Source organism: Pseudomonas sp. GM30 (assembly GCF_000282275.2).
GTDB lineage: Bacteria > Pseudomonadota > Gammaproteobacteria > Pseudomonadales > Pseudomonadaceae > Aquipseudomonas.
In genome coordinates, this window is sequence record NZ_AKJP02000011.1 from 447536 (window position 1) to 465950 (window position 18415).

Sequence of the window (18415 nt, forward strand, 5' to 3'; positions counted from 1 at the left end):
ATGCCGCGTTTTTTCGCTCCGTTATTGTTGCTGTGCCTGACCACCTTCAACGCCCACGCCGACAGCTACATCACCCGTCTGCTGAACAAACCGGTGCCGGGCGGCGTGGCGGTGGTCGATCTGGGCAGCGCCGCGCAGGCACCAAAAGCCACCTATCAGGGCAAACCGGTGCTGGTGGTGAAAGAACAGAACAACTGGCTGGCGATTGTCGGCGTGCCGCTGACGGTCAAACCCGGCAGCCAGCAGATCAGCAGCGGTGGGCGCAATTTGCCGTTCACCGTCGGCAACAAGAAATACCCGGAACAGCACATCACCCTGAAGAACACTCAGCAGGTCAATCCGAACCCGGCCAACCTCAAGCGCATCGAAGGTGAACTGGCCGAGCAGATCAAGGCTTACCGCAGCTTCAGCCCGAACACCCCGAGCAACCTGCTGCTGGACAAACCGGTCAACGGGCCGCTGTCGAGCAAGTTCGGTGTGCGCCGTTTCTTCAATGGCGAAGAACGCAACCCGCACGCCGGCCTCGACTTTGCAGTGCCGGCCGGCACGCCGATCAAGACTCCGGCGGCGGGCAAGGTGATTCTCACCGGCAACTACTTCTTCAACGGCAACACGGTGTTTGTCGATCACGGCCAGGGCTTTATCAGCATGTTCTGCCACATGTCGAAAATCGACGTGAAGGTCGGCGATCAACTGGCCCGTGGCGCAGTGGTGGGCAAGGTCGGTTCGACCGGCCGGGCGACCGGGCCGCACATGCACTGGAACATCAGCTTGAACGATGCGCGGGTGGATCCGGCGATTTTCATTGGGGCGTTCCAGCCCTGAATTTGGTGTTGAGGCCACGGGCCTCTTCGCGGGCAAGCCCGCTCCCACAGGTTTTTCGGGTGTACATAATATTCGTGTGCGACACGGACACTGTGGGAGCGGGCTTGCCCGCGAATGCGGTCTACCCAATCCGAAAATATTGCTGACACCCGACCAACATCAATTGCGCCCCAATCTAACCTCACGCAAACATCAATAAGAACCACCGACTTAAACGCAATAAAATTCTGCAAAACCCGGTATTTCGAGTATTCCTCTCAATTTTTTTCGACTGCTTGCCATCCTCTCCCCTCGCGGTTAGGGTTGAAGGCATGAAAACCTCTCACACCCTTATTCAGCTTCGCCAGCACCGCAGCCTGTGCCTCGTCAGCGCACGACTGCCGGGCTGAATCGCTGCGCCTCGTCCCAAGCTGTTCCCCGAACATTCGTTCCACCGGCAGGCCGCCTCTTTTCGGCCCAGACAATAAGGAGTTTCCCGATGAGCATGCTCAAAGACCCGTCTTCGAAATACCGCGCGTTCCCCGTCATCAATCTGCCGGATCGCACCTGGCCATCGAAAACCATCGACGCCGCGCCGATCTGGTGCAGTTCCGACCTGCGTGACGGCAACCAGTCGCTGATCGAGCCAATGGACGCGGTGAAGAAGCTGCGCTTCTGGAAAACCCTCGTTCAGGTGGGTGTGAAGGAAATCGAAGCCTCATTCCCGGCCGCTTCGCAGACCGACTTCGACTTCGTGCGCACCCTGATCGAAGAAGGCCACATCCCGGACGACACCACCATTCAGGTGCTGACCCAGGGCCGTGAAGACTTGATCGAGCGCACCTTCGAATCCCTGCGCGGGGCGAAGAAAGCCATCGTTCACCTGTACAACGCCACCTCGCCTTCCTTCCGTCGTATCGTCTTCAATCAGGACAAGGACGGCATCAAGGCCATCGCAGTCAGCGCCGCCAAGCTGTTCGTCAAATACGCGGCGATGCAGCCGGACACCGAGTGGACGTTCGAATACTCGCCGGAAACCTTCAGCGCCACCGAATTGGAATTTGCCAAGGAAGTCTGTGACGCAGTGATCGAGGTCTGGAACCCGACGCCTGAGCACAAGATGATCCTCAACCTGCCGGCCACCGTTGAATGCGCGACGCCGAACGTCTACGCCGACCAGATCGAATGGTTCGGCCGCAACATCAACCGTCGTGACAGCGTGATCATCAGCCTGCACACCCACAACGACCGTGGCACCGGCGTTGCCGCCACCGAACTGGGCCTGATGGCCGGCGCGGATCGCGTCGAAGGCTGCCTGTTCGGCAACGGCGAGCGCACCGGTAACGTCGACCTCGTTACTGTGGCACTGAACATGTACACCCAGGGCGTTGACCCTGAGCTGGACTTCTCCGACATCGACGGCGTGCGCAAAGTCGTCGAAGAGTGCAACCAGATCCAGGTGCACCCGCGTCACCCGTACGTCGGCGACCTGGTGCACACCGCATTCTCCGGCTCGCACCAGGACGCGATCCGCAAGGGCTTCGCCCAGCAGAAACCGGATACCCTGTGGGAAGTGCCGTACCTGCCGATCGACCCGGCCGACATCGGTCGCAGCTACGAGGCCGTGATTCGTGTGAACAGCCAGTCGGGCAAGGGCGGCATCGCCTACCTGCTGGAGCAGGAATACGGCATCAGCCTGCCGCGTCGCATGCAGATCGAGTTCAGCCAGGTGGTGCAGCGGGAAACCGATCGCCTCGGCCTGGAAATGACCGCCAAGCAGATCCACTCGTTGTTGATCAGCGAATACCTGCAAGCCAACACCCCGTACGCGCTGGTCAGCCATCGCCTGCAGGAAGAAAACGGCAATAGCGCCGTCGAGGTGGAAGTGGCAAGCAAGGGTCAGGGCGAAACCAACCTGCACTGGCGCGGCAAGGGCAACGGTGCGCTGGAAGCACTGGTGGCCGGCCTGCCGATTCCGGTGGAGATCATGGACTACAACGAACACGCGATCGGCGCGGGCACCAACGCCAAAGCGGCGGCGTACATCGAGCTGCGGGTGAACGGTGAGCGTGCGGTGCACGGCGTGGGCATCGATGAAAACATCACCACCGCCAGCTTCAAGGCGCTGTTCAGTGCGCTGAACCGCTCGTTGAGCCAGCCTGAGGCGAAAGCGGCTTAAGTCCTTCGCTGACATGCAAAAGGCCCTGGAGTGTGAACTCTGGGGCCTTTTTGTTTAGATCAAAAGATCGCAGCCTTCGGCAGCTCCTACATCGGGACAGCGTACCTCCTGTAGGAGCTGCCGAAGGCTGCGATCTTTGTTTTTCAGGTGAACTCGAAGGTATCCGCATCCAGATTCGCCGGGAAGCGCTCGCGATACGCCGCCAATGGCGCGGCCTCCAGCACAACCTTGAACACGCCGTCCGCCTCCCCCGCCGCCAGCAACGTCTCGCCCTGGAAATCCAGCACCTGACTGTCGCCGGTATAAGCGAAGCCCTTGCCGTCGGTGCCGATCCGGTTCACCGCCGCCACGTAGCACAGGTTTTCAATCGCCCGCGCCGGCAACAAGCGGTTCCAGTGCAGACGCCGTGCACCCGGCCAGTTGGCGGTGTACAGCAGCAGATCGGTGTCTTGCGCATCGCGACTCCACACCGGGAAGCGCAGGTCGTAGCAAATCAGCGGGCGGATACGCCAGCCCTTGAGTTCGAACTGCACCTGGCGCTCGCCGGGGGTGTAGTGATTGTGCTCGCCGGCCATGCGGAACAAATGGCGCTTGTCGTAATGCCAGACTTCGCCGTCCGGGCGTGCCCACAGCAAGCGATTGCGATGGCTGCCATCCGCCGCCTGAATGATCACGCTGCCGGTGATCACCGCATTGAGCTTTGCAGCCTGGGCCTTCATCCACTTGCTGGTCGGGCCGTGCTCGGCTTCAGCGAGGGTTTCCGATTCCATGGAGAAGCCGGTGGTGAACATCTCCGGCAGGATAATCAGATCCGCGCCTCGGGCCTGCTCCAGCAGCACCTCGAAGTGCTCGAGGTTGGCCTGACGGTCATGCCAGGCCAGGCTGGTCTGGATCAGCGCCAGATTGAGATCGGGCAATGCACTCAGATCACGCATAGTTTTGCCGCCGCTTCACGCAACGTCTCCTCGCGTTTGGCAAAGCACAGGCGCACCAGGCGCTGGCCTTGCGGTGGATTCTGATAGAACACCGACACCGGAATGCTCGCCACGCCGTGCTCGCGGGTCATCCAGATCGCCATGTCGACATCGTTCAAGTCAGGGCGAATCTGCGAATAGTCGACCAACTGGAAATACGTGCCGGTGACGCGGGTAAAGGTGAAGCGCGACGGCGCCAGCAGATCGCAGAACAGGTCACGCTTGGCCTGATAGAAACCCGGCAGCTCTTCAACGTGTTCCGGGTGTTCGGCCATGTAATCGGCCAAGGCGTATTGCAGCGGCGTGACACCGCAGAAACTGACGTACTGGTGCACCTTGCGCAGCTCGGCGGTCAGCGCCGGCGGTGCAACCACGTAACCGGTTTTCCAGCCCGTCACGTGGTAAGTCTTGCCGAACGAGCTGACCACAAATGCGCGCTGGTACAGCTCTTCGTGAGCCAACACGCTGACATGCGGCACACCGTCGAACACCAGGTGTTCGTACACCTCGTCGCTGATCAGGTAGATGTCACGACCACGGATCAATTCCGCCAGTTGATCCAGTTCGGCACGGCTGATCAGTGCACCGCTCGGGTTGTGCGGGGTGTTGATGACGATCATTTTCGTGCGCGGGCTGAGGGCCGCGGCGAGCTTGTCGAAATCGATGGAGAAATCATCCGGATTCAACTGCACATGCACGCAGCGACCGCCCGCCAACTGCGTCGCCGGGTCATAGCTGTCGTAGCACGGGTCGAACACGATGACTTCGTCGCCGCTGTGGATAACCGCCTGAATCGCACAAAAGATTGCCTGGGTCGCGCCCGGCGTCACGGTCACTTCACTGTCGGCATCGACTTTCACGCCATAGCTGCGGGCGATTTTCGCCGCGATCTGCTCGCGCAACGCCGGCAGGCCGGTCATCGGTGAATATTGATTGTGGCCGCTGGCGATATGCCGACCGACCGCGTCACGCAGGGACTGCGGGCCGTCGAAATCAGGAAAACCCTGGGACAGGTTGATCGCTCCGGTCTGCGCCGCGAGCTGAGACATCTGCGTGAAAATAGTGATGCCGACATTCGGCAGCTTACTGGTGATCATCGAGGGGTTCCCTGCTCTACACCCGGCTCTGACGGCGGCGCGGGAGAGCCCGAGAATAGCCCATCCGGCGCCCATAAAAAAAGGGCGCCCAACTGAGCACCCTTCTTTCATTTATAGCGCAGCAACCTTGTGGCGAGGGGATTCATCCCCGATCGGCTGCGAAACAGTCGCAAACCCTATGACAGGTATTTGGAGTCGCTTCGCAACCCGTCGGGGATAAATCCCCTCACCACAGGATCACTTCTTGTCGCGGCGTTTCTTGCTGGCTTTCTTGTTGTGCGACATCAAGCGACGCTTCTTGTTGACCTGGCGGTCGGTCAGCGTGTTCTTGTTGCCTTCGTACGGGTTCTCGCCACCTTTGAACTCGATGCGGATCGGCGTACCGACCAGCTTCAGCACACGGCGGTAAGTGTTCTCCAGATAGCGCACATACGACTTCGGCACTTTCTCGATCTGGTTACCGTGGATCACGATGATCGGCGGGTTCGCACCACCCAGGTGAGCGTAACGCAGCTTGATCCGGCGGCTGTTGACCATCGGCGGCTGGTGCTCGCTGACCGCATCTTCGAGAATCTGCGTCAGGCGGCTGGTCGGCCAGCGGGTGACCGCGGACTTGAACGAGTTCTGCACCGAGGCGTAGAGGTTGCCCACGCCAGTGCCGTGCAATGCCGAAATAAAGTGAATATCGGCGAAGTCGACAAAGAACAGACGACGCTGCAGCTCGACCTTGACGTAGTCGCGCTCGCTCGGGGTCATGCCGTCCCATTTGTTGATCGCGATCACTAGCGCACGACCTGCTTCAAGGGCAAAGCCCAGCAGGTTGAGGTCGTGATCGACCACGCCTTCGCGGGCGTCCATCACGAAGATCACCACGTTGGCGTCTTTGATCGCCTGCAGGGTTTTGACCACGGAGAATTTTTCGACTTCTTCGTGGATCTTGCCGCGCTTGCGCACACCAGCGGTGTCGATCAGCGTGTACTTCTCGTCGTTACGCTCGAACGGGATGTAGATACTGTCGCGGGTGGTGCCGGGCTGGTCATAAACGATCACCCGGTCTTCACCGAGCATGCGGTTGACCAGGGTCGACTTGCCGACGTTCGGACGGCCGATGATGGCGATCTTGATCCCGTCTTTTTCGCTCGGGCCAGGAATGCGCTTGGCTTCCTCGCCTTCGGCGACGATCTCTTCCTCTTCGCCTTCCTGCGGCTCGTCTTCGTCACGCGGGAAATCGCTCAGTGCCGCTTCCAGCAGTTGAGTGATACCACGGCCGTGGGCACCGGCGATCGGGATCGCGTGGCCCATGCCCAGCGGGGCGAATTCGGCGCGGGCCATTTCCGGGTCGATGTTGTCGACCTTGTTGGCAACCACGTGGGAACGCTTGTTACGCTTGCGCAAGTGTTCGGCGATCATCTGGTCGGCGGCGGTGAAACCGGCCTTGGCATCTACCAGGAACAGCACAACATCCGCTTCTTCAATGGCCAGCAGCGACTGCTCGGCCATTTTTTCGTCCATACCGTGTTCGTCACCGGAGATACCACCGGTGTCGATCAGAATGTAGGAACGCCCTTGCCACTTGGCCTCACCGTACTGGCGATCACGGGTCAGACCGGACAAGTCGCCAACGATGGCGTCACGCGTCCTGGTCAGGCGGTTGAACAAGGTGGATTTGCCGACGTTCGGTCGGCCCACCAGGGCGATTACGGGAACCATGCGGCTCTCCACTTCGTTATTTCAGAAAATACAAAAGCCGCTGCGAGGCAGCGGCTGGTGCTCGGGGCAACGCCGGGTAGCGCTGCAAGCCCCGGAAATCCGGGGCCGCTTGGGGTTTAACCCCAAGCATAGTTGTTACTTGATGGTCAGGGCTTCCAGTTTGCCGCTGTTGCCATACACATAGATCGTGTTGCCCACCACCAGCGGACGGGCACGCAGGCCGTCACTGTCGATACGCTCACGACCCACAAAACGACCGTCCACCTGGCTCAACAGGTGCAGGTAACCTTCCAGGTCACCGACGGCTACGTAGCTGGAGAACACTTCCGGAGCCGACAGTTGGCGGCGAGCCAGCGAGTCGTTGCTCCACAGTGCAGTGGTCGAACGCTCGTCAACGCCTTCAACGGTGCCCGAAGACAGGCTGACGTAGACGTTGCCGAAACCTTGCGCAACACCGGCATAGCTCGACGCATCGCGCTGCCACAGTTGACGGCCGCTCTGCAGATCGAGTGCCGCGACGCGGCCCTGATAGCTGGCAACGTAGAGGGTTTCGCCGGACAGCAGCAGACCGCCGTCGATGTCGACCACGCGCTCCAGTTCCGAACGACCGGTTGGAATCGCGACCCGTTGTTCCCACACCGGCACGCCGTTGGAAATGTCCAGGGCAACCACTTTACCGGTCGACAGGCCAGCCACCGCGAGGCGGTTGGTCACGACGGGGGCGCTGGTGCCGCGCAAGGTCAGGACCGCAGGGGTGCTGTCGTAGGTCCAGCGACGGTCGCCGGTGGCAGCGTCCAGACCGATCAGACGATCGTCCTGGGTCTGTACCACGACAACGTCACCGTTGTTGGCCGGCGGCGCGAGCACTTCGCTGGAAACCCGGGCGCGCCACTTCTCTTCGCCGTTGATGGCGTCGAGGGCAACGATTTCACCCTTGAGGGTACCGATGGTGACCAGACCGTAACCCACGCCAACGGCGCCGGAGACAGGCAGTTCAAGATCCTTTTTCCACTTCACGTCGCCATTGCTGCGATCCATGGCCATCAGCACGCCGGTCACGTCGGCGGCGTAGATGGTGTCACCATCGATCGCCGGCACCAGCATGTTGTAGGTTTCGCCCTGACCGTCACCGATCGAACGGCTCCACTGCTTTTGCAGAACCACTTCTTCTTTGAAGTCGGTCAGCTCGGCCGGTGGCAGTTCTTTTTTGCTGTTGCTGCTGCAACCCGCGGCCAGAATGGCCAGAGCCAGCAATGCTGCATGCTTCCAACGGATCACGTCACGCATCCCCTTTGGCCAGGTCGTCGAGCTTGATTTGAAGGCCACCGACTGCCGCTTCATCCGACAGTGCCGCCTTGGCTTTTTGATACGCGGTGTTCGCCTCGTCGGTACGACCCAGCTGAACCAGCAGATCACCCTTGAGTTCTTCGCGAGTGGCCAGGAACGCCTTGTCGGCATCGCCGTCGAGCAGCTTCAGGGCTTCATCAGCCTTGTTCTGCGCACCCAGCACTTGGGCCAGACGCTGACGGGCGATTTCGCCCAGCGCCGGGTTGGCCGGCTTGGCAACGATGGCTTTGAGTTCGGTCGCGGCGTCGTCCAGCTTGCCGCTGTCGACCGCTACTTTGGCCACGAACAGGCTGCCGTACTGCGCGTACGCGGTGCCGCCGAATTCGCTGTTGAGCTTGCCGGCCAGATCCGCAACGCGGGCAGCGTCAGGCTTGCCGTCCGGGGTCAGCGTGGTTTCCAGCAGTTGCTGATAGAGCACCGAGGCGCCTTGCGACTGGTTGCTCTGATACTTGTGAAAAGCCTGCCAGCCGAACACGATGACCAGCGCCAACAGGCCGCCGGTGACCAGAGGTTTGCCGTTGCGTGTCCACCAGTCCTTCAAATCCGCCAACTGTTCGTCTTCGGTACTCGACACCCCAATACTCCTTAATCGCTAAATCGGCTGTTTGGACAGCTTCAACCCTGCACGACGCAGGTGGCCAGGTGAGCGGCGAGCGCATCCCAGGCAATGCTTTGTTGTTCGCCCTGGCCACGCAGGGGTTTGAAACCTACCACTTGCTGGGCCATTTCGTCGTCACCCAGGATCAGTGCATACAACGCACCGCTCTTGTCGGCTTTCTTGAACTGGCTTTTGAAGCTGCCGGCGCCGGCATTGACTTGCAGACGCAGGTTTGGAAGCTGGTCACGCACACGCTCGGCCAGGGCCAGACCGGCCAGTTCGGCTTGCTCGCCAAAGGCGCAGAGGTAGACATCGACTTGACGGGAGATTTCTTCCGGGATCTGCTCCAGGGTTTCGAGCATCAACACCAGACGCTCGATGCCCATGGCGAAACCCACGCCGGTAGTCGGCTTGCCGCCCATCTGCTCGACCAGACCGTCGTAACGACCGCCCGCGCAGACCGTGCCCTGAGCGCCGAGCTTGTCGGTGACCCATTCGAATACGGTTTTGCTGTAATAATCGAGGCCGCGCACCAGTTTCGGGTTGAGCACGTACGGGATGCCAACCGCGTCCAGACGCGCCTTCAGACCTTCGAAGTGCGCACGGGACTCGTCGTCCAGGTAGTCCGCCATCTTCGGCGCATCGACCAGTACCGCCTGAGTGTCGGCATTTTTGGTGTCGAGCACGCGCAGCGGGTTGGTTTTCAGGCGACGCTGGCTGTCTTCGTCGAGCTTGTCGTGGTGCGCCGAGAGGTACTCGACCAGCGCTTCACGATAGCGACCACGGGACTCGCTGGTGCCCAGGCTGTTGAGTTCGAGCTTGACCGCATCACGGATACCCAGCTCGCCCCACAGGCGCCAGGTCATGATGATCAGCTCGGCATCGATGTCCGGACCGTCGAGGTTGAACACCTCCAGACCGATCTGGTGGAACTGGCGATAACGGCCTTTCTGCGGACGCTCGTGGCGGAACATCGGGCCGATGTACCAGAGTTTCTGCACCTGACCACCGCCGGTGATGCCGTGCTCGAGCACCGCACGCACGCACGCCGCGGTGCCTTCCGGACGCAGGGTCAGAGAGTCGCCGTTGCGATCTTCGAAGGTGTACATTTCTTTTTCGACGATGTCGGTCACTTCACCGATCGAGCGCTTGAACAGCTCGGTGAATTCGACGATCGGCATGCGGATCTGCTTGTAACCGTAGTTATCCAGCAGACGCGCGACAGTGCCCTCGAAATAACGCCACAGCGGGGTCTGTTCGGGCAGGATGTCGTTCATGCCACGAATGGCTTGCAGAGACTTGCTCACTTTAAATCCTTAAATTCGTTCGGCTTTCAGTCAGCCGCGCGCGATGACCGCTGCGTCAGCTTCGACCTTCTCGGCCGCTTTCTCGCGGATCAGCTTTTCCAGCTCGTCCACCAGATTGTCATTCGTCAGTTTCTGCGACGGCTTGCCGTCGATGTAAATCAGGTTTGGCGTGCCGCCGGTCAAGCCGATATGGGCTTCCTTGGCTTCGCCGGGGCCGTTGACCACGCAGCCGATCACCGCGACATCCAGCGGCACCAACAGGTCTTCAAGGCGCCCTTCCAGCTCGTTCATGGTCTTGACCACATCGAAGTTCTGCCGCGAGCAGCTCGGGCAGGCGATGAAGTTGATGCCACGGGAACGCAGATGCAAAGACTTGAGAATGTCGTAACCGACCTTCACTTCCTCGACCGGATCGGCCGCCAGCGAGATGCGGATAGTATCGCCAATCCCCTCGGCGAGCAGCATACCTAGGCCCACGGCGGATTTCACTGTGCCCGAACGCAATCCACCGGCTTCAGTGATGCCCAGGTGCAGCGGCTGGACAATTTCCTTGGCCAGCAGACGGTAGGCTTCGACGGCCATGAACACGTCGGAGGCTTTCACGCTGACCTTGAAGTCCTGGAAATTCAGGCGCTCGAGGTGCTCGACGTGACGCAGCGCGGACTCGACCAGCGCGGCCGGAGTAGGTTCGCCGTATTTCTTCTGCAGGTCTTTTTCCAGGGAACCGGCGTTGACGCCGATGCGGATCGGAATCCCGCGATCACGGGCGGCATCGACCACAGCGCGCACCCGGTCTTCACGACCGATGTTGCCCGGGTTGATGCGCAGGCAGTCCACACCCAGTTCGGCGACGCGCAGCGCGATCTTGTAGTCGAAGTGGATGTCGGCAACCAGTGGCACCTTGACCAGTTGCTTGATCCTGCCGAACGCCTCGGCGGCGTCCATGTCCGGTACCGAAACGCGGACGATGTCGACGCCGGCGGCTTCCAGACGATTGATCTGCGCGACAGTGGCAGCCACATCATTGGTGTCGCTGTTGGTCATGCTCTGCACAGCGATAGGCGCATCGCCGCCAACAGGCACGTTACCGACCCAGATCTTGCGCGAAACGCGACGTTTGATTGGAGATTCGCCGTGCATGACTTATTGACCCAACTTCAGGCGAGCAGTCTCGCCACTGGTGAACGGAGCGATATCGACCGGTTGGCCGTTGTAGCTGACCTGCGCGGCGCGAGCCACACCCAGGCGCACCGCCAGTGGCGGCTTGCCGGAAACCGAGACGCTGTCGCCTTTATGTTTCAGACCGCTGAACAGCACTTTGCCGCGACCATCGGTGACCTGTGCCCAGCAATCAGCGCTGAACTGCAGTTGCACCTGGCCGTCGCCCGCCGCTGGAACAGCTGCTTCGGCGGTTGGCGCAGGGGTGGCCGCGACTACTGGAGCGGTGACGGTCGGCGCGGGTGTGGCGGGAACGTTTGGTGCAGAAGTGGCCGGGTTGGCGACAACCGGGGCCGGCGTGTGAGCCGGGGAGGCTGGCGTAGTCGCGGCCGGGGCGGCTGGAGCGGTTGCCGGCGCGGCAGGTTCGGCACCGGTCGATTCAGCAGTGGTTTCCGCTTGTGGCAATGCCAGAGCAGTCGCGCCCTCGGCCTGACCTTCGGCCACGGCCTGGTCTTCCGGTTCGTCGATCGGGTGAATCTGCGTGGTGCCGTCGGCGCCTTCGACTTCAACGTGCTCCGGGGCCAGGCTGGTCACTTCCTTGTTGCGCTGCGAGGTCTGATCCTGCCACCAGACGAAACCGCCGCCGATGACCGCAATCAGCAACAGCAGGCTGACGATGCGCAGAATAGTGTGGGAAACCCGCACAGGCTCCTCGATACGACCCAGCGCATGCACATTGCTGCCCTGGGAGTCGGTGCCAGTGGACTGGTCGAATTGCTGGACCAGAACGGTCTGGTCCATGCCGAGCAACTTGGCATAGGCGCGAATGTAACCGCGAGCGAAGGTATGCCCCGGCAGCTTGTCGAAAGCGCCGGCTTCAAGATTGCTCAGGGAAGTCACGGTGAGGTTGAGCTTGAGGGCCACTTCGGCCAGCGACCAGCCATTGCTTTCGCGGGCCTGGCGCAAAGTCTCACCGGGATTAACGCGAGTCGCTGCTACAACTTCGGGATGCGCCGCTTTCATCATTGCTCCGACAGGTATTGCTGATATTCCGGCGTACCGGGATAGAGTCGTTTTAATTGCAGGCCATAACTGGCGGCCTTGTCGCGATCTTCAAACACTTTTGCCAGCCGAACGCCGAGCAATAGACTACGTGCATTTTGCTCGGTTAGCAGGCTGAAACGGTCGTAATAGTCACGCGCGGGCACATAATGCCTGTCTTCGAAGGACAACTCAGCCATTTCCAGCAAAGCACGCGGTTGTTGACGGTTCAGCCGCAGGGCTTTTTCCAGTTGCTGCTGCGCCAGATCCCGTTGCCCGAGCTTCGAGGCGGTCATGCCGAGGTTTTCGAAAACCCGCGAACGCTCAGGATACAGGGTATCGGCGGCTGCCTGCTCAAAACGCTCGTAGGCTTCCTTGTAACGCTGTTCTTCGTAGAGAAAACTGCCGTAGTTATTGAGGATTCGTGCATCGGTGGGACGCGAGGACAGGGCTTTGCGGAAATGTTCGTCGGCCAGCTTCGGCTCCATTTCGGCCTGGAACACCAGCCCGAGGGCAGCGTTGGCATCAGGATCGGAGCCGTCCAGCTCCAGCGCCTTCTTCAGCGGCACCTTCGCGCGCTCGGTCATCCCTTGCTGCAAGTATCCCAGTCCCAGCTGCACGTAGGCGGCACGCGCTTCGTCGCGGCCCTTGCTGGTCTTCATCGGGTTGTAGTCACCCGACAGGACACAACCAGCACACAGGCTGGCCATCAGCAACAGCAGCGCAAAGCGCAGGGACATAGAGATCCTCTCTTAGTTAGTGTTCGCGGCGTTCTGTGCCAAATCGCTGTCGGCGCTCAACTCGCGCACGGCGATGTAACGTTCGCTGCGACGGGTGCGATCCAGCACCTGCCCTACCAATTGACCGCATGCCGCATCGATGTCCTCACCACGGGTGGTGCGCACAGTGACGTTGAAACCGGCCTGATGCAACTGATCCTGGAACCGACGAATGGCGTTATTGCTCGGCCGCTCGTACCCGGAATGCGGGAACGGGTTGAACGGAATCAGGTTGATCTTGCACGGAATGTCTTTGAGCAGCTCGATCATTTCCACCGCATGCTCAAGCTTGTCGTTGACGTCCTTGAGCAAGGTGTACTCGATGGTCAGCACACGTTTCTCGCCCAGGGCGGACATGTAGCGCTGGCACGACTCGAGCAGCATCTTAAGCGGATATTTCTTGTTGATCGGCACCAATTGGTTACGCAATGCGTCATTCGGTGCGTGCAGGGACAACGCCAGGGAGACGTCGATGTGCTTGGCCAGTTCATCGATCATCGGCACCACACCCGACGTGGACAGGGTCACGCGGCGCTTGGAGATCCCGTAGCCCAGGTCATCCATCATCAGATGCATGGCGGCCACGACGTTGTCGAAGTTCAGCAGCGGTTCGCCCATGCCCATCATCACCACGTTGGTGATGGCGCGGTCGATGGTAGCGGGAACACTGCCGAAGGATTTGTTGGCAATCCACACCTGACCGATGACTTCGGCGGCGGTGAGGTTGCTGTTGAAGCCTTGCTTGCCGGTGGAGCAGAAACTGCAGTCCAGGGCACAGCCTGCCTGGGACGAAACGCACAGAGTGCCGCGTTTGCCCTGGGGAATGTACACGGTCTCGACACAGCTGCCGGACGCCACGCGCACCACCCACTTGCGGGTGCCGTCGCTGGAGATGTCCTCGCTGACCACTTCGGGACCACGGACCTCAGCAACAGCCTTGAGCTTTTCGCGCAAGGCCTTGCTGACGTTCGTCATGGCGTCGAAATCATCGACGCCAAAGTGGTGAATCCATTTCATTACCTGACCGGCACGGAAACGCTTCTCCCCGATTGAGTCGAAGAATTTTTCCATTTCCGGCTGGGTCAGACCCAGCAGGTTTGTTTTAACAGTCGATGTAGTCATGGATTCACCTTCACTCTTCAAGCAATGCTTAGCGAGTGGTTACTTCAGTAGCTGCGAAGAAGTACGAGATTTCGCGAGCAGCAGCGGCTTCGGAGTCCGAACCGTGAACGGCGTTGGCGTCGATCGACTCGGCGAAGTCAGCACGGATGGTGCCGGCAGCAGCTTCTTTAGGGTTGGTAGCGCCCATCAGCTCACGGTTCAGAGCGATAGCGTTTTCGCCTTCCAGAACCTGAACAACAACAGGACCGGAGATCATGAAAGCAACCAGGTCGCCGAAGAAACCGCGCTCTTTGTGCTCAGCGTAGAAGCCTTCAGCTTCGGCTTTGGACAGCTGCTTCAGTTTCGAAGCTACAACGCGCAGGCCTGCTTTTTCGAAACGAGTGGTGATCTCGCCGATGACGTTTTTTGCAACAGCGTCAGGCTTGATGATGGAGAAAGTACGTTGAACAGCCATGGTGTAACTCCAGAAACGGTAATTTGCGAAAAATTAAACCCGCGAATTATACGCGGGTTCTTGGGTATTGCCTAACCTGCGAGACGATCAGTCCAATTCTGCGGCCCAAAGCTCCTGAACCCTTTCCAACACCTTCTCGCCAACGCGGCCAGAGGTCTTATCGAAGTCAGGCAGCTCCTCGATCATATGCTGCAGACGGACGAAACCTACAGAGTACGGATCGAGCCCCTCATGGGTCTCGGCCAATTCTTCTGCAATGCGTTGAACATCATTCCAACCGTAGCTCATGACAGTCTTACCAGTCAGTGCGGCGCTTCGGCCGCATGGTTAAGCGAATATTTCGGAATCTCGACGGTGATGTCTTCTTCACCAACGATAGCCTGACAGGCCAGACGCGATTGCGCCTCCAGACCCCAGGCGCGATCGAGGAAGTCCTCTTCCAGCTCGTCCGCCTCTTCCAGCGAGTCGAAACCCTCGCGGATGATGCAGTGGCAAGTGGTGCAGGCGCAGACGCCGCCGCAGGCGCTTTCCATCTCGATGTGGTGTTCGTGAGCCAGCTCGAGAATCGAAGTGCCGGGCTCGGCCTCGACAACCATGCCTTCAGGGCAGAACTTCTCGTGGGGCAGAAAAATGACCTGCGGCATCAGATATCCTCGATTTCATTCAGATTGCGCCCCGACAGAGCGGCTTTCACCGTCAGATCCATGCGGCGGGCAGCAAAAGCATCGGTCACTTGCGACAGACGCTTGGTCTGCTGCTCGATGGCGTAACCATCGGTGCCTTTCATCAGTTCGGCCAGTTCCTGCATCTGCAGCTCGATGACCATGCGCTCTTCGGCGTCGAGCAAACGCTCGCCATCAGCCTCCAGAGCACCCTGCACCGCTTCGATCAGGCGCTGGGCATCGACTTGCTGCTCACGCAGGACGCGGGCGACCTTGTCGTCATTGGCGTGCTGGAACGAGTCCTTGAGCATCTTGGCGATTTCACCGTCGGTCAGACCGTAGGACGGTTTGACCTGAATGCTCGCCTCGACGCCCGAACCCAGTTCGCGGGCAGACACGCTGAGCAGGCCGTCGGCATCGACCTGGAAGGTCACGCGAATCTTCGCCGCACCGGCCACCATCGCCGGAATGCCGCGCAGTTCGAAGCGCGCCAGCGAGCGGCAATCGCTGATCAGCTCGCGCTCACCCTGCAGCACATGGATCGCCATGGCCGACTGGCCGTCTTTATAAGTAGTGAAGTCCTGCGCACGGGCGACCGGGATGGTGGTGTTGCGCGGAATCACCTTCTCCATCAGCCCGCCCATGGTTTCCAGCCCAAGGGACAGTGGAATCACGTCGAGCAGCAGCAGTTCGCCGCCATCACGCTTGTTGCCAGCCAGCGTATCCGCCTGGATCGCGGCCCCGATGGCCACCACTTGATCCGGGTCGATTTCGGTCAGCGGCTGACGACCGAAGGCTTCGGCGACGGCTTCACGAACGCGCGGCACACGGGTCGAACCACCGACCATGACCACGGCATGCACGTCTTCCAGTTCGATACCGGAATCACGCACGGCGCGGCGGCAGGCTTTCAGGCTGCGAGCAACCATCGGCTCGATCAGCGCATCGAAGGCTTCGCGGGTCAGCTGCGCTTTCCAGTCACCGTAGGCGACTTCAACGCTGGCCGCATCGGTGAGGGCTTCTTTAGCCGCGCAGGCGGTTTGCAGCAGATTGCGTTGTGCACCCGGATCGAGATCGGCGGACAGGCCGGCGCTCTCGATGATCCAGCCGGCAATCGCGTGATCGAAGTCATCGCCGCCCAGCGCGCTGTCGCCGCCAGTGGCCAGCACTTCGAAAACACCGCCAGTCAGACGCAGAATCGAAATATCGAACGTACCGCCGCCCAGGTCGTAGATTGCGACCAGGCCTTCGGCGTGCTGATCCAGACCATAAGCCACAGCGGCAGCGGTCGGCTCGTTGAGCAGACGCAGCACGTTCAGACCGGCGAGTTTCGCCGCATCCTTGGTGGCCTGGCGCTGAGCATCGTCGAAATACGCCGGAACGGTGATCACCGCACCGACCAGCTCGCCACCCAAGGTCGCTTCAGCCCGCTGACGCAGCACCTTGAGGATATCGGCGGAGACTTCGACCGGGCTTTTCGGGCCCTGCACGGTGTCGATGAACGGCATGTGCGATTCGCCGCCGACAAAGCGATACGGCAGTTGCTCGCCCAATTGCTTGACGTCGGACAGACCACGCCCCATCAGGCGCTTGACCGACAGCACAGTGTTCAAGGGATCGGAAGACGCGGCCAGTTTGGCCGACTCGCCAACCTCGACGCGGTCGGCGTGGTAACGCACGGCGGACGGCAGGATGACCTGCCCGTCAGCGTCGGCCAGTGGTTCGGAAAGACCACTGCGCAACGCAGCGACCAGCGAATTGGTAGTGCCCAAGTCGATCCCCACAGCCAGACGACGCTGGTGCGGTTGAGGACTTTGGCCGGGTTCGGCGATCTGCAGTAGGGCCATCGTGATCAGGACTTATCTGTATATCAGGCGTGCGACCGGAGCGGCACTGGGTTAATCGTCGAGGCGCTCTTCTAACTGGCGCACTTCGTAGGTGAGCTTGTCGAGGAACTGCATGCGCCGCATCAGGCGTTCGGCCTGTTCGCGTTGCGCTGCATCATCCCAACAGGCTGCGAAGCTTTCGTTCAACTGTTCCTGAGCCACTTTCAGGCGCCGCTTGAACACCGCGACGCCGTCGAGGTCGGCACTGTCCTGAAGGTCTTCGAGCTCTTCGCGCCATTGCATCTGCTGCAAGAGAAACTCGGGATCATGGACCGTGACTTCCATCGGCACTTCATGCCCGCTGATGGTCAGCAGGTAGCGTGCACGCTGGGCAGGGCTCTTGAGCGTCTGGTAGGCATCGTTGAGCCGCGCAGACTGCTCGAGCGCCGAACGCTGCTCGCGCTCGGAAGCGTCGGCAAAGCGGTCAGGATGAACGCCGCGCGCCAACTCACGGTAGCGCGTGGCCAACTGCTCGAGATCCAGGCGAAAGCTCGGCTGCAGCTCGAATAAAGCGAAATGACAAGGAATACCCACGACAAGCCTCAGATGTTGAAGCTTTCGCCGCAGCCACATTCACCGCGTACGTTGGGGTTGTTGAACTTGAAGCCTTCGTTCAACCCTTCCTTGACGAAATCGAGCTCGGTGCCGTCCAGGTAGGCCAGGCTTTTCGGGTCGATGATCACTTTCTCGCCGTGACTTTCGAACACCTGATCCTCGGCAACCACCTCGTCGACAAACTCCAGCACGTAGGCAAGGCCGGAACAGCCTGTGGTGCGAACACCCAGACGAATCCCTTCACCTTTGCCGCGCCCGTCGAGGGAGCGTCGCACGTGTCGAGCAGCCGCTTCTGTCATGCTGATAGCCATCGTTGACTCCTTACTCGTCGCGCAATGCTTAGATCAAGCCTTTCTTCTGCTTGTAGTCGCGAACGGCCGCTTTGATAGCGTCTTCTGCGAGTACCGAGCAGTGGATTTTCACTGGCGGCAGGGCCAGTTCTTCGGCCAGCTGAGTGTTCTTGATGGTCTCGGCTTCGTCCAGCGTCTTGCCCTTCATCCACTCGGTGGCCAGGGAGCTGGAGGCGATTGCCGAACCGCAGCCGTAGGTCTTGAACTTGGCGTCTTCGATAACGCCCTGATCGTTGACCTTGATCTGCAGACGCATCACGTCGCCGCACGCCGGAGCGCCGACCATGCCGGTGCCGACATCCGGGTCTTCCGCGTTCATCTTGCCGACGTTGCGCGGGTTTTCGTAGTGGTCGATGACCTTTTCGCTGTAAGCCATGGTGCTTAATCCTCAC

Annotated in this window: 19 protein-coding genes; 2 read left to right on the top strand and 17 right to left on the bottom strand. The window is 60.3% G+C overall.

Annotation, left to right across the window (positions count from 1 at the left end):
* Both PMI25_RS09680 and leuA read left to right on the top strand, forming a co-directional pair.
* A complete protein-coding gene (locus PMI25_RS09680) occupies positions 1 to 825 on the top strand; it encodes a peptidoglycan DD-metalloendopeptidase family protein (protein ID WP_007964447.1) in 825 nt (274 codons plus the stop codon).
* 478 nt (positions 826 to 1303) lie between these two features.
* Positions 1304 to 2983: a 2-isopropylmalate synthase gene (leuA, locus tag PMI25_RS09685; RefSeq protein WP_007964445.1), complete on the top strand. Its 1680-nt coding sequence runs from the start codon at positions 1304 to 1306 to the stop codon at positions 2981 to 2983.
* 143 nt (positions 2984 to 3126) lie between these two features.
* Here leuA and PMI25_RS09690 read toward each other — a convergent pair whose 3' ends face one another.
* From PMI25_RS09690 to iscU, 17 genes are all read right to left on the bottom strand, one after another.
* Complete coding sequence (locus tag PMI25_RS09690) at positions 3127 to 3918, bottom strand: amidohydrolase (RefSeq protein WP_007964443.1); 792 nt, start codon at positions 3916 to 3918, stop codon at positions 3127 to 3129.
* Positions 3906 to 5054 carry a pyridoxal phosphate-dependent aminotransferase gene (locus tag PMI25_RS09695; RefSeq protein WP_007964441.1) on the bottom strand — a complete coding sequence of 383 codons (1149 nt, stop codon included), beginning with the start codon at positions 5052 to 5054 and terminating at the stop codon, positions 3906 to 3908. The genes PMI25_RS09690 and PMI25_RS09695 overlap by 13 nt, the downstream gene beginning before the upstream one ends.
* Positions 5055 to 5291: 237 nt before the next feature.
* Positions 5292 to 6764, bottom strand: coding sequence for a ribosome biogenesis GTPase Der (gene der / locus PMI25_RS09700; RefSeq protein ID WP_003227884.1), 1473 nt, complete (start codon positions 6762 to 6764; stop codon positions 5292 to 5294).
* A gap of 135 nt (positions 6765 to 6899) precedes the next feature.
* Positions 6900 to 8051, bottom strand: coding sequence for an outer membrane protein assembly factor BamB (gene bamB, locus PMI25_RS09705; protein WP_027612133.1), 1152 nt, complete (start codon positions 8049 to 8051; stop codon positions 6900 to 6902).
* Entirely contained in the window at positions 8044 to 8685 is a 642-nt protein-coding gene (locus PMI25_RS09710; protein WP_007964436.1) for a tetratricopeptide repeat protein, read from the bottom strand. Before PMI25_RS09710 ends, bamB begins: the two co-directional genes overlap by 8 nt.
* 41 nt (positions 8686 to 8726) lie before the next feature.
* Positions 8727 to 10016, bottom strand: coding sequence for a histidine--tRNA ligase (hisS, locus tag PMI25_RS09715; protein ID WP_007964435.1), 1290 nt, complete (start codon positions 10014 to 10016; stop codon positions 8727 to 8729).
* Between the two features lie 30 nt (positions 10017 to 10046).
* A complete protein-coding gene (gene ispG / locus PMI25_RS09720) occupies positions 10047 to 11156 on the bottom strand; it encodes a flavodoxin-dependent (E)-4-hydroxy-3-methylbut-2-enyl-diphosphate synthase (protein WP_007964434.1) in 1110 nt (369 codons plus the stop codon).
* A gap of 3 nt (positions 11157 to 11159) precedes the next feature.
* Entirely contained in the window at positions 11160 to 12197 is a 1038-nt protein-coding gene (locus tag PMI25_RS09725) for a RodZ domain-containing protein (protein ID WP_007964433.1), read from the bottom strand.
* Positions 12197 to 12955 carry a type IV pilus biogenesis/stability protein PilW gene (gene pilW / locus PMI25_RS09730; protein WP_007964430.1) on the bottom strand — a complete coding sequence of 253 codons (759 nt, stop codon included), beginning with the start codon at positions 12953 to 12955 and terminating at the stop codon, positions 12197 to 12199. Before pilW ends, PMI25_RS09725 begins: the two co-directional genes overlap by 1 nt.
* A gap of 12 nt (positions 12956 to 12967) precedes the next feature.
* Complete coding sequence (gene rlmN, locus PMI25_RS09735; protein ID WP_007964428.1) at positions 12968 to 14116, bottom strand: 23S rRNA (adenine(2503)-C(2))-methyltransferase RlmN; 1149 nt, start codon at positions 14114 to 14116, stop codon at positions 12968 to 12970.
* A 28-nt stretch (positions 14117 to 14144) separates the two neighbouring features.
* Positions 14145 to 14570 (bottom strand): nucleoside-diphosphate kinase, encoded by a 426-nt coding sequence (gene ndk, locus PMI25_RS09740; protein WP_007964426.1) that lies wholly within the window; start codon positions 14568 to 14570, stop codon positions 14145 to 14147.
* 87 nt (positions 14571 to 14657) lie between these two features.
* Positions 14658 to 14858 (bottom strand): Fe-S cluster assembly protein IscX, encoded by a 201-nt coding sequence (iscX, locus tag PMI25_RS09745; protein ID WP_003227895.1) that lies wholly within the window; start codon positions 14856 to 14858, stop codon positions 14658 to 14660.
* A 14-nt stretch (positions 14859 to 14872) separates the two neighbouring features.
* Positions 14873 to 15214 (bottom strand): ISC system 2Fe-2S type ferredoxin, encoded by a 342-nt coding sequence (fdx, locus tag PMI25_RS09750; protein WP_007964424.1) that lies wholly within the window; start codon positions 15212 to 15214, stop codon positions 14873 to 14875.
* Positions 15214 to 17079, bottom strand: coding sequence for a Fe-S protein assembly chaperone HscA (gene hscA, locus PMI25_RS09755; protein ID WP_003227899.1), 1866 nt, complete (start codon positions 17077 to 17079; stop codon positions 15214 to 15216). The genes fdx and hscA overlap by 1 nt, the downstream gene beginning before the upstream one ends.
* A gap of 51 nt (positions 17080 to 17130) precedes the next feature.
* Positions 17131 to 17652, bottom strand: a complete 522-nt coding sequence (gene hscB / locus PMI25_RS09760; protein WP_003227901.1) for a co-chaperone HscB — start codon at positions 17650 to 17652, stop codon at positions 17131 to 17133.
* Between the two features lie 8 nt (positions 17653 to 17660).
* The gene (gene iscA / locus PMI25_RS09765; RefSeq protein WP_003227904.1) at positions 17661 to 17984 is read right to left on the bottom strand and encodes an iron-sulfur cluster assembly protein IscA; all 324 of its coding nucleotides are present in this window, start codon (positions 17982 to 17984) and stop codon (positions 17661 to 17663) included.
* 28 nt (positions 17985 to 18012) lie between these two features.
* Positions 18013 to 18399 (bottom strand): Fe-S cluster assembly scaffold IscU, encoded by a 387-nt coding sequence (iscU, locus tag PMI25_RS09770; RefSeq protein ID WP_003227907.1) that lies wholly within the window; start codon positions 18397 to 18399, stop codon positions 18013 to 18015.
* Between the last annotated feature and the right edge of the window lie 16 nt (positions 18400 to 18415).

Coding starts and splice junctions, on each gene's coding strand:
- fdx (WP_007964424.1), bottom strand. CDS start 15,214: ATGCCGCAGGTCATTTTTCTGCCCCACGAGAAGTTCTGCCCTGAAGGC.
- rlmN (WP_007964428.1), bottom strand. CDS start 14,116: ATGACTACATCGACTGTTAAAACAAACCTGCTGGGTCTGACCCAGCCG.
- ispG (WP_007964434.1), bottom strand. CDS start 11,156: ATGCACGGCGAATCTCCAATCAAACGTCGCGTTTCGCGCAAGATCTGG.
- PMI25_RS09695 (WP_007964441.1), bottom strand. CDS start 5,054: ATGATCACCAGTAAGCTGCCGAATGTCGGCATCACTATTTTCACGCAG.
- PMI25_RS09725 (WP_007964433.1), bottom strand. CDS start 12,197: ATGAAAGCGGCGCATCCCGAAGTTGTAGCAGCGACTCGCGTTAATCCC.
- PMI25_RS09690 (WP_007964443.1), bottom strand. CDS start 3,918: ATGCGTGATCTGAGTGCATTGCCCGATCTCAATCTGGCGCTGATCCAG.
- iscU (WP_003227907.1), bottom strand. CDS start 18,399: ATGGCTTACAGCGAAAAGGTCATCGACCACTACGAAAACCCGCGCAAC.
- hscA (WP_003227899.1), bottom strand. CDS start 17,079: ATGGCCCTACTGCAGATCGCCGAACCCGGCCAAAGTCCTCAACCGCAC.
- PMI25_RS09680 (WP_007964447.1), top strand. CDS start 1: ATGCCGCGTTTTTTCGCTCCGTTATTGTTGCTGTGCCTGACCACCTTC.
- iscA (WP_003227904.1), bottom strand. CDS start 17,984: ATGGCTATCAGCATGACAGAAGCGGCTGCTCGACACGTGCGACGCTCC.
- iscX (WP_003227895.1), bottom strand. CDS start 14,858: ATGAGCTACGGTTGGAATGATGTTCAACGCATTGCAGAAGAATTGGCC.
- bamB (WP_027612133.1), bottom strand. CDS start 8,051: ATGCGTGACGTGATCCGTTGGAAGCATGCAGCATTGCTGGCTCTGGCC.
- leuA (WP_007964445.1), top strand. CDS start 1,304: ATGAGCATGCTCAAAGACCCGTCTTCGAAATACCGCGCGTTCCCCGTC.
- der (WP_003227884.1), bottom strand. CDS start 6,764: ATGGTTCCCGTAATCGCCCTGGTGGGCCGACCGAACGTCGGCAAATCC.
- pilW (WP_007964430.1), bottom strand. CDS start 12,955: ATGTCCCTGCGCTTTGCGCTGCTGTTGCTGATGGCCAGCCTGTGTGCT.
- ndk (WP_007964426.1), bottom strand. CDS start 14,570: ATGGCTGTTCAACGTACTTTCTCCATCATCAAGCCTGACGCTGTTGCA.